Source organism: Brevibacillus panacihumi W25, from assembly GCF_000503775.1.
Classification (GTDB): domain Bacteria; phylum Bacillota; class Bacilli; order Brevibacillales; family Brevibacillaceae; genus Brevibacillus; species Brevibacillus panacihumi_A.
Genome location: NZ_KI629782.1, coordinates 633,502 through 645,429 on the forward strand (window position 1 = coordinate 633,502; position 11,928 = coordinate 645,429).

The 11,928-nt window shown below is 51.5% G+C and carries 15 protein-coding genes; 4 read left to right on the forward strand and 11 right to left on the reverse strand.

Annotation, left to right across the window (positions count from 1 at the left end; all coding sequences use genetic code 11):
* Nucleotides 1-81: 81 nt before the first annotated feature.
* The 3 genes from T458_RS32585 to T458_RS32595 all read right to left on the reverse strand — a co-directional run bounded on the left by T458_RS32585 (nucleotide 82) and on the right by T458_RS32595 (nucleotide 2,191).
* On the reverse strand, nucleotides 82-774 hold the full coding sequence (locus T458_RS32585) for an MBL fold metallo-hydrolase (RefSeq protein WP_023554698.1): 693 nt from the start codon (nucleotides 772-774) through the stop codon (nucleotides 82-84).
* A gap of 85 nt (nucleotides 775-859) precedes the next feature.
* Complete coding sequence (locus tag T458_RS32590) at nucleotides 860-1,651, reverse strand: ABC transporter ATP-binding protein (protein WP_023554699.1); 792 nt, start codon at nucleotides 1,649-1,651, stop codon at nucleotides 860-862.
* A gap of 195 nt (nucleotides 1,652-1,846) precedes the next feature.
* Nucleotides 1,847-2,191 (reverse strand): carboxymuconolactone decarboxylase family protein, encoded by a 345-nt coding sequence (locus T458_RS32595; protein WP_023554701.1) that lies wholly within the window; start codon nucleotides 2,189-2,191, stop codon nucleotides 1,847-1,849.
* Nucleotides 2,192-2,314: 123 nt separating this feature from the next.
* On the opposite strand from T458_RS32595, the gene uvsE reads away from it, so the two are divergent.
* From uvsE to T458_RS32615, 4 genes are all read left to right on the forward strand, one after another.
* Entirely contained in the window at nucleotides 2,315-3,241 is a 927-nt protein-coding gene (gene uvsE, locus T458_RS32600) for a UV DNA damage repair endonuclease UvsE (protein ID WP_023554702.1), read from the forward strand.
* Between the two features lie 418 nt (nucleotides 3,242-3,659).
* Complete coding sequence (locus tag T458_RS57515) at nucleotides 3,660-4,157, forward strand: hypothetical protein (RefSeq protein ID WP_051410016.1); 498 nt, start codon at nucleotides 3,660-3,662, stop codon at nucleotides 4,155-4,157.
* 327 nt (nucleotides 4,158-4,484) lie between these two features.
* Nucleotides 4,485-6,002: a histidine ammonia-lyase gene (gene hutH / locus T458_RS32610; protein ID WP_144083839.1), complete on the forward strand. Its 1,518-nt coding sequence runs from the start codon at nucleotides 4,485-4,487 to the stop codon at nucleotides 6,000-6,002.
* A 69-nt stretch (nucleotides 6,003-6,071) separates the two neighbouring features.
* On the forward strand, nucleotides 6,072-6,482 hold the full coding sequence (locus T458_RS32615) for a thiol-disulfide oxidoreductase DCC family protein (protein WP_023554706.1): 411 nt from the start codon (nucleotides 6,072-6,074) through the stop codon (nucleotides 6,480-6,482).
* Between the two features lie 6 nt (nucleotides 6,483-6,488).
* On the opposite strand, the gene T458_RS32620 is transcribed toward T458_RS32615, so the two are convergent.
* The 8 genes from T458_RS32620 to T458_RS32655 all read right to left on the reverse strand — a co-directional run bounded on the left by T458_RS32620 (nucleotide 6,489) and on the right by T458_RS32655 (nucleotide 11,817).
* Nucleotides 6,489-7,409, reverse strand: coding sequence for an aldo/keto reductase (locus T458_RS32620; RefSeq protein ID WP_031305365.1), 921 nt, complete (start codon nucleotides 7,407-7,409; stop codon nucleotides 6,489-6,491).
* Between the two features lie 40 nt (nucleotides 7,410-7,449).
* Nucleotides 7,450-7,959 (reverse strand): acyl-CoA thioesterase, encoded by a 510-nt coding sequence (locus tag T458_RS32625; RefSeq protein ID WP_023554708.1) that lies wholly within the window; start codon nucleotides 7,957-7,959, stop codon nucleotides 7,450-7,452.
* Between the two features lie 39 nt (nucleotides 7,960-7,998).
* Complete coding sequence (locus T458_RS32630) at nucleotides 7,999-8,772, reverse strand: DUF3109 family protein (RefSeq protein WP_023554709.1); 774 nt, start codon at nucleotides 8,770-8,772, stop codon at nucleotides 7,999-8,001.
* A complete protein-coding gene (locus T458_RS32635; protein WP_023554710.1) occupies nucleotides 8,769-9,089 on the reverse strand; it encodes a hypothetical protein in 321 nt (106 codons plus the stop codon). The genes T458_RS32630 and T458_RS32635 overlap by 4 nt, the downstream gene beginning before the upstream one ends.
* Nucleotides 9,090-9,238: 149 nt before the next feature.
* Entirely contained in the window at nucleotides 9,239-9,523 is a 285-nt protein-coding gene (locus tag T458_RS32640) for a 4a-hydroxytetrahydrobiopterin dehydratase (protein ID WP_023554711.1), read from the reverse strand.
* Between the two features lie 90 nt (nucleotides 9,524-9,613).
* A complete protein-coding gene (locus T458_RS32645; protein ID WP_023554712.1) occupies nucleotides 9,614-10,351 on the reverse strand; it encodes a class I SAM-dependent methyltransferase in 738 nt (245 codons plus the stop codon).
* A 104-nt stretch (nucleotides 10,352-10,455) separates the two neighbouring features.
* The gene (locus T458_RS32650; RefSeq protein WP_023554713.1) at nucleotides 10,456-11,151 is read right to left on the reverse strand and encodes a deoxynucleoside kinase; all 696 of its coding nucleotides are present in this window, start codon (nucleotides 11,149-11,151) and stop codon (nucleotides 10,456-10,458) included.
* A 30-nt stretch (nucleotides 11,152-11,181) separates the two neighbouring features.
* On the reverse strand, nucleotides 11,182-11,817 hold the full coding sequence (locus tag T458_RS32655) for a deoxynucleoside kinase (RefSeq protein WP_023554714.1): 636 nt from the start codon (nucleotides 11,815-11,817) through the stop codon (nucleotides 11,182-11,184).
* Nucleotides 11,818-11,928 lie beyond the last annotated feature (111 nt).

The following is an 11,928-nucleotide window of genomic DNA, read 5'->3' on the forward strand; positions in this document are numbered from 1 at the left end:
TTTTGATGGTTTAAATAGGAAAACACCGCAAAAGCCAATCACAAAGCTTTTGCGGTGTTTTTTGATTTTGTTCGGATTTTGTTACGACTGTCTTGCTGCCTCGATCAAACTTTGCAAGAACGGTGTGATCTCCCCACTGAGGATCGGACCGTGACCCGTAGCCAAATAATCGATCGGCCAGTCCAGCAGGATCTCCAGCCCCTCTGCGTATTCGCGTGCACGCTCAGGCTCCTGCTGTGCCCATGCTTGAATCTTCTTGTGATAAGCCGTGCGGACTTCCGGTTCTTTTCCCACAATGTCTCCCAAGGGTGCCTCTCGGAAGCACAGATGATCGCCGACAAAACATACTTTTGTTTTGGGATCAAAAAACGCCACTGAACCTTCCGTTTGAAAAGAGAGTTGTCGAAACTTCAAGGGAGAAAGCTCTCCCCCGCTCCCTGTAAACGTGTGACCAAAAAAGGTCTGGGAAAAATCGTCCAACTCGTAATAATCATCCAGATGAATCCAGTTATTGCGGGAAGGAAACAAATCTGCATTCCCAATATGATCCGCACTTCGATGCGTAAAATAGACATTCTCGATTTTTCCGGGTATCGCCCCGATCCCCTCCAGCGCTTGCTGAAAATACTTCCGGTGCTTGCGAAGCTGGGAGTCGATCAGCACAAAGGAATCTCCTTGTTTGACCACATAACTGTTAATGTAACCTTGCCAGGCCTCCTCATAGGTAATAATCGCCCAGGTGGAGTCAGCTATAGGTGCAGTCACATTCGTCATGCCTCCATCTCTCCTCTCCTCCCAGATAAAAGTTTCTTACAGATAGTATACACAAACATTTGGTTTCGTGATGTTGCGGCACTTTTTAGCGGATGACGGCTTCATCTCCGATGCTGATCCAGGAGCGCCCCTGGGATTGGCGAATATCCACCGGAACGCCGAAAAAGCTCGTCAGTACGTCGGGCTTCAATACTTCTGTCGTCTTGGCTGCCGCTGCCACGGCCCCGTCTTTGATCAAGAGCGTGTGCGTAAAGCAGGGAAGGATTTCTTCGATATGATGCGTCACGTACAACAGCGTTGGTCCGTCGGGCTGGCTTGCGATCTGCCCGATCATCGCCAGCAATTGCTCACGGGACAACAGGTCAAGGCCCGTACACGGCTCGTCCAAGATCAGCAGACGCGGTGAAGCCATCAATGCTCGTGCGATCAGGACCTTTTGCCTCTCGCCTTGGGACAGGGCACGAAACGGGCGATTTTTCAACTTGGAGCACCCGAAGGTATCCAACAACTCCGATGCTTTGGCAAGATCCTCATCGCTCGGTGTCGTGTAAAGGCCAATCGTCGCTTCCCTGCCGCTCAGAACCACCCGAAAAGCCGTCTCGTGATCATGCATCTGTGCGATCAGAGCCGTACTTACCCAGCCGATCGATTTTCGCACTTCCCGGACATCCACTTCACCGTAACGGTTTCCCAGGACATGCACCTCGCCACGTGTGGGCCAGGTGTATCCGCAGAGGATCTGGAGCAGACTGGTTTTCCCCGAGCCGTTCAACCCGACTATACACCAGTGTTGCGATTCCTTGACCTGCCAGTTGATGTTTCGTAGGATGGTCGTCTCATCCCGCTTCCATTCGACATTTTTCACATCAATGACCATCAAATCCCCCCACTCTTTTTATCGATACGTCCATAATATCTAATAATTATGAGTATACCTGTCATTTCGGCAGCAAGCAATTCTATTATCTTTCGCGAACGGGTGTCAAGTGTCGTCAATTCGAATATTCCTTCTCTTTTTCTGAGCAAAATAAATACAAAGCTCCTGCTGGTCACAGAGCTTTGTTTCGCGATGCTACTGTATGCTGTTCTGTTTTTCACGCAGCACTTGCTGAATCAAAATCACACCGTGAGCCAGGGTCGTACCTCCGCCAAACGCACCTGCTACCGCTACCGTTTCCGCAATCTCCTTCTCGGTTATGCCTTCTCCCAGTGCAGCCTCCAGGTGGTAGACGATGCAATGTTCATTCCCAGCAAACAAGGAGATGGCCAGAGCCTGCAGATGCTTTTCCTTGACTGACAATGCACCAGAAGCAAAACATTGGCTCGTAAATTGATTGTAGGCTTGCAGAGCTTCTGGCAGCATCTCCCCAAACGCTTTCAGTCCCTCCCGATACTGCTCCGCTAATTCATGCTCCATGGTCCATACCTCCTGAAAATAAATCCCTGATAGTATCTCTATGCTGGGAACTTTTCATACGGGGCCAAATTCCCATCCTGGGAATACTAGAACCACGTACGATGTTGCAAAGGAGTGGGCACCATGATTCGACTGGGCTATGCCTGCATCAGCGTAAAGAACAAGAACAACCCCAACAAAAAAACGACCGTTGCACAGGTGAACAAGCTGGAGCCTGCCGCACGGCTAAAAAAGCTGCGGCAAGTGATGCAGACCAACTTTTTCAACCTGATGGACTTGTTGGCGTACAATGTCGAGCACCGTATTTTCTTATATCGCTTGCCTTCTGAATTCGTTCCATTGGCTACCCATCCCGTCACGGCAGATTGGAACTGGGCTGAAGAGTTTGCTTGGGATTTTCGAAAGGCCGGCGAGTATATTCGCAAGCACAACATTCGGGTTACGGCACATTCCGGCCACTACAGCATTCTGAATACGGACAAACCTTCCGTACTGGAATCCACAATCGCCGATTTTAGTTATCATGCTCGGGTTTTTGATCTGCTGGGTCTGGATGACAACTCTGTATTGGTGACACATGTCGGTGGTGTGTATGAAGATCGAAGCGCAGCACTTGATCGCTTCGCTGCCAATTTTGAGCAGCTTCCCGCAGAGGTAAAGCGGCGCTTGGTCGTGGAGAATGATGATGTGTCCTTCACCATGGTCGAAGTGCTGGAGCTGTGTGAAAGGATCGGCGTTCCCATGGTGCTCGATATTCATCACCATATGTGCCTGTCCAATGGCGAGGATTGGGTGGAATATTTGCCGCGCATTATCGCTACGTGGGGGAACAGAACCCCGAAAATTCATATCTCCTCCCCCAAATCAGAGGATGATTTTCGCGCCCACGCCGATAACATCGATCCCGATCAATTTCTCTCGTACATGACGGCTTTGTCTGATTATGATCTCGATGTGATGTTGGAATGCAAAAATAAAGATGATGCACTGCTGACGCTGCGGCGAAACCTGGAAAAACGCGGGTTCAAGGGCGAAGCTGCCATGAAGTGATGGGATGGAAAAAAAGGCGTGCTTAAACGGCAGACCCGTTGACACGCCTTTTTTCCGTGATTAACAGCGGCAGCCACAATCGCAGCTATGTCCGGATGAGTGACCCGAGGAAGAATGCCTGCGATCCATAGAAGAGCTGCTTCCTTCATACATTTGACAACGCTCGTGATAATGACTCATTCTGCGCTTATGGTGCTTGTAGAGCTTGCGGTATTCCCCGTATTTGCGTCGATTATCACGATGCTCCTCGCATTTGTGGTGATAGTAGTCCATCCGATCCTTGTGAAAATGCAATTTGAAGAAGTAAAGCTCGTAATCTCCACCGCGTGTTCCATGGGATTCGGGCGCTCTCCTGTTGGGTGATGCGTTCGGCGACATGTAGTGCGGTGAATTGGGGCTGGATGGCATCCGATTCGGCATGTTGGGACTGGGTCTACGGTTGGGCGGCATGGGATTGACCGGCATCCGATTCGGAGGCATTGGATTCGCCGGCATCCGATTCGGAGGCATTGGATTCGCCGGCATCCGATTCGGAGGCATCGGATTGGATGGCCTCAAATTCGGCGGCATCGGTCTTACAGGCATCCGATTGGGCGGCATGGGATTCGCTGGCTTCGGCATAGGGCGGTTCGGTGCGGGAATCATTGGTCTTTGCGGCATCGGACGGGCAGGCATTTGGGGGTTCTTTTGCATAGGAATATTGGGAGATGGCATGTTCGGAGACGGACGCATCGGCGATTCTTTTGGAGACACATTAGGCGAAGGCATCGACGGTGACGGTCTGTTGGGAGATGGGAACGGCATACTCGACGAAGGCGGTTTGGGCATGGGCATTTCTTTTGGACGCCGGGGTGGCGCGGGTGGCACTTTACGTCGTTTTTCCAAAGATACTCACACGTCCTTTCGGGAGAACTGACACAGTACATGGTATGACATTTATCCCGCTCAAGAAACGACACTTGCCCATTTTTGCCAATTCGGTTAAGCCCGTTTTTCGCAAACAGGTGCAGGTGCCGTGCCCCCCCCTCTTGACTGCGCTCATGAATCAGGTAAAATAATGGAAAGCGATTACATTCCAAACATGTGAATAGAGGACGAAAGCGGGGAAATACGCATGCGGGGCACTTTGCCTATCTCGTTTTGTCATTTGCCTATACAACCCAAGGAAGAGGGGCCAGGATCACAATGATCCTGCCCCTCTTCCTTTTTTCGTCCTCTGCTCTGCTAAAGGAGGAAAATCATGATGTCTGATAAAACCGTTGTGAATCTGGATGGGAATGGCCTGCTCCTGGAACAGGTAGTCTCCGTCGCTTATGGGAAGAGTCTGATTGCAATCCCGGAAGCCGCTCTCGCCAATGTCCGCAAATCACGCAGCATGGTGGATGAGATGGTGAAGAAGAACCAAATCGTGTACGGCATTACCACAGGCTTTGGCAAGTTTTCCGATGTGATGGTCACAGGGGAGGAGGTCAGCCAGCTCCAGGAAAATCTCATCATGAGCCACGCGTGCGGCATGGGAGAGCCGTACCCGGTCGAAGTCGTCCGCGCCATGATGGCTCTGCGCATCAACGCATTGGTAACAGGCTATTCAGGAATTCGGGAGGAGACGCTGCTTCTGCTCATGGAAATGTGCAATCGCGGCGTTCATCCGGTCATCCCCCAGCAGGGATCGCTGGGTGCAAGCGGAGACCTGGCACCATTGGCTCATATGGTCCTCGTCATGCTCGGCAAGGGGGAAGCGGAAGTTAATGGCCAGCGCCTGTCAGGCAAGGAAGCCTTGCGTGCAGCAGGACTTTCGCCAATACGCCTGCATGCCAAGGAAGGGATAGCCCTGATCAATGGGACACAAGCGATGACCGCCCTGCTCTGCCTGTCTCTTCATGAAGCCCGCATCGTGATGGAAAGTGCTGAAGTAATTGCCGCGATGACGGTGGAGGCTCTGCACGGAATTCCGAAAGCGTACGATCCGCAATTGCACGCTGTTCGTCCCCATCCCGGCCAGCAGGAGTCCGCACGGCGGCTGCTGCTCCATCTCCATGGCAGCGAACGGACCACGGAGCCAGGAGAGCTGCGCGTCCAGGACGCTTATAGCCTGCGCTGCATTCCACAAGTGCACGGAGCCACCAGGGACACCCTGGAGTACGTCTGGAAAACCGTTGAGCGCGAATGCAACAGCGTGACCGACAATCCGATCCTGTTCCCCGATACCGGAGATGTAATATCCGGAGGCAATTTTCATGGTCAACCGATGGCCTTGGCAGCTGATTTTCTGGCAATCGCGATAGCGGAGCTGGCGAACATCTCGGAACGGCGTACAGAGCGCTTGGTCAATCCGCAATTAAGTGGATTGCCTGGCTTTTTGACGGAAAATGGCGGTTTGCACTCTGGGTTCATGATTACCCAATATGTCGCTGCCTCCATCGTATCCGAAAACAAAGTGCTCTGCCATCCTGCTTCCGTCGACTCGATCCCCTCTTCCGCCAATCAGGAGGATCACGTCAGCATGGGAACGACTGCAGCACGCAAACTTCGCACCATCGTAGCCAACACAGCCAAAGTTCTTGCGATCGAATATTTGGCCGCAGCTCAAGCTCTTGAATTTGGCACTGGAAAGCTCGGGCAAGGCACTGCCAAAGCCTATGAGCATATTCGCAGCAACATCCCGCGGCTACACCAAGACCGTGAAATGCATCCTGACTTGGTCATGGCAGAATGCCTGGTCAGGCAGGGAAAATTGGCCTGGATCATAGACGAGGCGTAGGAAAATGCTCCCCGCTTTGATATGATAAGCAAAAGAGCGTTGATTCCTATCACATGCGGAGGGTTCGACATGCCACATCAACCCAACTCGATCCTGTTATTTGACGGCGTTTGCCACATGTGCCACTCTGCCGTGCAGTTCGTGCTCCGACATAATCGCGGTCAAGACATCTTCTTTGCTTCCCTGCAATCCGATACAGGCAAGCAATTGCTTGCCGCTCATGGTTATCCGGAAAATAGTCTGCAATCCGTCGTCTTTTTTGATGGCGGTACACTCTATACCAAATCTGACGCTGCCTTGCAGGTCGGAAAAAAACTGGGCGGGGGGGGGGGCGCCCTCAGTTTGCTTGGGCTAGCCATCCCCCGTTTTCTTCGCGATCCCGTCTATCTGTGGATTGCCCGCAATCGCTACCGCTGGTTCGGCAAAAGTGAACACTGCTTCTTGCCTACCCCTGCAATGCGAGCGCGATTTCTGGATTAGTACTGCTTACAGCGGCCTTGCTTGTGGATGATCATCACGCACGAGCAGGGCCGCTTTTGCATTGGCTTCGACCTGCGCCGGACTCTTGCTTCCCGGGATTACCGTTGTCACAGCCGGATGGTTGAGGCACCAAGCCAAGGCCCATTGCGCCATGTCTACACCTTCCGGAACTTCTGTCCGCTGGATCTCCTCCACCTGCTGCAGGAGGTTCTTGACATGCTCGGGATCGTGGCGATGGCGGACATCGTTGCCCGCAAATACAGCACCCGGCTTGTACTTGCCGCTCAAATATCCGCTCGCCAGCGGTACGCGCGCCAATACACCGAGATCCTGCTCCTCGCAAGAAGCAAATACCGCTTCTTCCGGCTTGCGATCCAGTCGATTGTACACCACCTGAATGGTTTTGGCATTTACTTGCGAAGCGGAGGACGTTTGGTGGAGGTTGTCGTTTTTCGCAATGGACAGACCCAGATGACGAATTTTTCCTGCGCTCACCTGTTTGTCCAGCATCGTCCACAGCGCGTCGTTGTCAAACGCTTCATCAGGACCGGAGTGGAATTGATACAGGTCGATATAATCCGTTTGCAGTGCTTTCAAGGATCGATCGAGCTGAGCCAAGACCTCTGTCGCTCCGTACTCATTGGTACGTGTAAAGCGATCGTGGAAATGATGTCCGAATTTCGTCGCGACGATCCAGTCTTCGCGCCGGTCTCGCTTTAGATAATCACCGATCAAGCGCTCCGACAGATGATCGCCATAGCATTCCGCCGTATCGATCAGATTAATCCCCAGCTCCTTGGCCTTATGTAAGATCTGATCTACTTCGGCCTGCGTAAAATCCATTCCCCATTCGCCGCCAAACTGCCACGTCCCGACTCCTACGACAGAAACATTCAGTTCGGTTTTTCCCAGACGGCGGTACTTCATCATGCCTCTCCCCCTTTTGCTATCCCTTGTTTGCTATCGCTCAAATCGTTTTCTTGATCGTCAGCTTATCAATAAAAGCTTGTGTATTCTGCTTGCGTTCCTTGCGCATTTTTTTACGCTCTTCGGCGGTATCCAAGAGGTACTTTTCCGTTTCGGTCTCCGGAATCAAAGGCGGAACCTCGGTGGGATTCCCGTCTTCATCCAGAGCGACGAATGTAAGGAACGACGTCGCCGTCAACACCCGCTCACCCGTCCGCAAATTTTCAGCTACCACTTTTACAAATATTTCCATAGACGTTTTGCCAGTTGACGATACATATGCCTCCAGGCAGATCGACTGCCCCATCTTTACCGGGGCGAGAAAATCGATGGAATCGATCGACGCTGTCACGACTGGTCGCCGTGAGTGGCGCATGGCGGCGATGGCAGCTACTTCGTCCACGTAGGCCATCATCGTTCCGCCGAAGATGGTACCGTGGTAATTGGTATCTGAGGGCTGCACCAGGGAAGCCTGGATCGTGCGCGATTCTTGTGTTGTTTTCCCTTTCATCACAGTAACTCCTTCTTTCCTAGATCAAACTGTATGTTCCTAGCACGTGCTTGCTGCACGCTGTTCATCCATCTCCTGCAAAAGTGCCTCGATCCTATCTGCTTCGTCTTGCAGCACATACCGCAGCAAGGCCAAATTCCACAGGTAAGCTGGGCGATAGCCGCTCAGAGAAAAAAGCTGTTCATCGAGGTGGACAGCCAGTTTTCTGCGTTCCGGGCTAGCGCAATAAAAATGGTCCAAATAATCCGTGCCCCAGCGCGAAAAAGAGGATGTCTCCGGGGTCACTGCTGTCACCAGGATTCCTTGATCCGTCTCGATTAAATCGAGCGGGTATAGCTGACAGCTAAAGGGCTTCAATGGTTCCAGCTCTCGTCCCGTCTTCTCCGCATACGCATGGATGGCGCAGCCGAAGCTTCCGGCGGACAATTCCTGATAGAACAGGCAGTTTCCGTGCTGCATGCGGATGGTACCGGCGTTCTGGTCCCAGACGTCTTTTGCTGTCATTCTCTGTCGCACTCGGGCATCCTGCGCATAGCTTGCGATCGCAGGCAATTCCTGTTCCAGCAGCGTGACCTGCCAATCATCCACTGCGTAAGGCTGCCCCCCTTCGCAGCAGGTTTCCCGGTGCACCTGCCGGCAATGGCCGCAGTCCAGATGAAACAGGGCGAGCAATGCTTTTGTATCTACCAGATAACGACCCGCCTTGATCAGCGAGGCTTTGTTTCGTTTTATATACTTTTCACAATGATACCTTTCATGATGCATCATCGGCTCCGGAGTGCCGATGTAACGGGAAGTGCGAGCGGATCTCATGATTCGAGCACGAGCTCGGCTTCCGTCCCAAAGATGGAAAGGCGACCTGCTTCGTTGGCTGCCAGATCTGCTTCCTCGCTGGGAATTTCCATCAGGATCTCAATATGCTCCCCGTCTTCGGCAGCGAAGACCAACAGCAGGTCTTTTTCTGTAAACTCGTTGTTCGTAAGCGTAGCCGAAGCCAGAGTTGCCCGAAACTGCGTCTCTTCTTCATCCTCGCCCTCCGAGTCCCACTGGGTGTACGAGACCGTAAGCACTTTATTCGCGTATTCCTCTGTCAAGATTTTGAGCAATTGCTCATGCTGCTGGATGTCCATGATAATCCCTCCGAATTGACTACAGCCATCAAAGCTGTACACTTACAGCCAATCATAGCAGATGGCTTTTCCAGATGCTACGCTGGAAATGCGAAAAGCCGCCTCGACTCGCGAATGCGGCTTTCCAGCAATATGCCCTGCGTTTTTTGTCAACCGACTTTGGTGATGGTCTGTGCCAGGGCAAAATCCTTGCCCGTCAGACCCCGCGCCTCCCTCGTCGTAAGAACAAAGGTGACCAGGTTTGCCTTGATGTGAATTTCCACATGCTGACTGTCGTGTTCCAACATTTCGGCAACCCGATTGACAAGCCGCATGGCAGAAGCAAAATCAGAACATTCATACGTCCGTGCCAACGCCATGCGATCCTCCACCAGTTTCCAGCCCGGCACCTTCCCGAGATACAGCTTAACCTGCTCGACCGACAGTCTGCTCATCACAAACTCCCCCTCGTAGACCCGTTGAACGGTAGTAACACCATCTTATTCAGGGGAGACACCTGTTAGTCACGCTTATCCGCAACCCATTTACATCTTCACTGCATAGAAGATCATGCGCGGGGAGTCAGGAGCGACATAGGGCTCGAAGACATAATTGCCAAATACCTGAATCTGTCCAAATCCTGCCTGTTCCAGCATCGCCATCATCTGCTCCACGCTGAACAGGCGAACCTGCTCCGTATACTCCCGCGGCTCATGAGACGAATCGTCTTTGATTGAAATCCGCTTTTTCACAAATCCATCCTCAATCCAGCGTTTCTCCTCGATGAGCAAGTCCTCTACTTCCTTGGTGGAATGCGGGACCAGATGATCTTTGACAAAAGCGGGATTGAGGTAATCCAGGATTAATTCACCGCCCTGTTTTAACGCTTGGGCCATGTTTTGGACGACTTTCGCATTCTCCTCATCCGAAGTGAAGTAACCAAAGCTGGTGAAGAGATTGACGACGATGTCAAATTCCTCGCGAAACGGGATTTCTCGCATGTCACAGCGGGCAAAACGGAGCTTTGGATAGTGATTTTGCTCTTCCGCCAGCTTCAATAGGACAGGCGATAAATCGACTCCAACGACTTCGTATCCCCGACGAGCCAGTGCACGCGAATGTCGGCCGCTTCCACAGCAAAGATCAAGCACTTTTCCTGTCGCCTTGATCGGCAGTCGTTCGAGCAAATTGGCAATTTCTTCATCTGCTGCCGAATCATCACGGTGCCGGTACACCAGCACATAATCTTCGCGAAAGCTGCGTTCAAACCATTCTTCTGCCATGTCTGAGCTCCTTTTTTCTTCCCAAGATGTTCCTATTATACCATAGCGGGGTTTGTTCGTTGGGCTCTTACCTGCCGGAAAGTGTCAGTGGACATCCCGATTTTTTAACGCTTATCCAATCGGGTGGAACGGCCGATCCGGATTTTCTCCGCGACACGCTCAATGATGCTTTCCATCGAGTTCGGATCATGAACAGCATCGTACTCGTTGATGTTGATGCGCAAGATCGGGCAAGCCGCAAAGGAACCGATCCACTTCTCATAGCGCTCATACAAATCCTTCCAGTACTCGACAGGTGTCTGTTGCTCCATCGGGCGTCCACGTTCCTTCACGCGGTCAACAATATCGTCAAAGCTGCCTTCCAGATAGATCAGGATATCAGGATGCGGGAAGTACGGGGTCATCACCATCGCTTCGAACAGTTCGGTATAGGTGCGATAATCTTCCTCGGTCATGTTCCCTTGCTCGTACAGCATGCGTGCGAAAATGCCAGTATCTTCGTAAATGGAACGATCCTGTACAAATCCGCCTCCGTATTCAAACATTCGCTTCTGCTCCTTGAAGCGCTCCGCCAAAAAGAAGATTTGCAAATGAAAGCCCCAGCGAGCCAAATCTTCGTAATATCGTCCCAAATACGGGTTATTGTCCACTTTTTCAATCGAGACACGAAACCCCAACTGTTCTGCCAATGCATGTGTAAACGTGGATTTCCCAACACCGACTGTTCCGCCGATGGTGATCACCGCGTTGGCTGGGATTCCGAATTTTTCGCGAAGTGGACTGCTATGAAACCTTGACATGTACGCAACTCCTACCTTTTCTTTCTGCCTTTATTCTGCCAGCAGCTTCCGGATGATGGGATCTACTTTGTCCAATACTTGCTGCAAATCTCCCTGGTTATGTACGAAATCCACATGATCGCAATTCAATTTGATCACAGGGGTATTGGGGTGCTGCTTTTCAAATTCCTGCATGAACTCTTCGTAGTCCGCAATCAGATTTTCCATGTATGTGATATCCATATTGCGTTCGATATCGCGGTCACGCATGGCGATTCGCTTCATCACCGTATCGATCGAAGCTGTCAAGTAAATGACCAAATGCGCTTGCGGCAGATCCTCCGTCAAAATATCGTAGATCTTCAGATACTTGTTCAGATTGTCAGGATCAAGCGTTCGTTTGGAAAAAATCGTATTTTTAAAAATATTGTAGTCGGAAACGACCGAAATGCCCTGCTGCAAATACTTGGAATGAATATCTTGCAACTGCTTGTACCGATTGCAAAGAAAAAACATTTCCAACTGGAAGCTCCACTCGGAAATATCCTCGTAGAATTTTCCTAAAAACGGATTTTCATACACAATTTCTTCCAGCAGCTGCAAATCATAGGCCCGGTTCAGTTCCCGTGCGAGAGAGGTTTTTCCAATGCCAATTGGCCCCTCGACGGTAATCAAAATCGACTTCATAGGGGTTGGGTCTTCCTTTCATGAAGATGAGAGCAAATCATATTGTAGCATGTCCGCCGCGGGTTTGTCGAAATGTATCGGTTCTTGGGAACGGCAAAAACTGCCCGATAC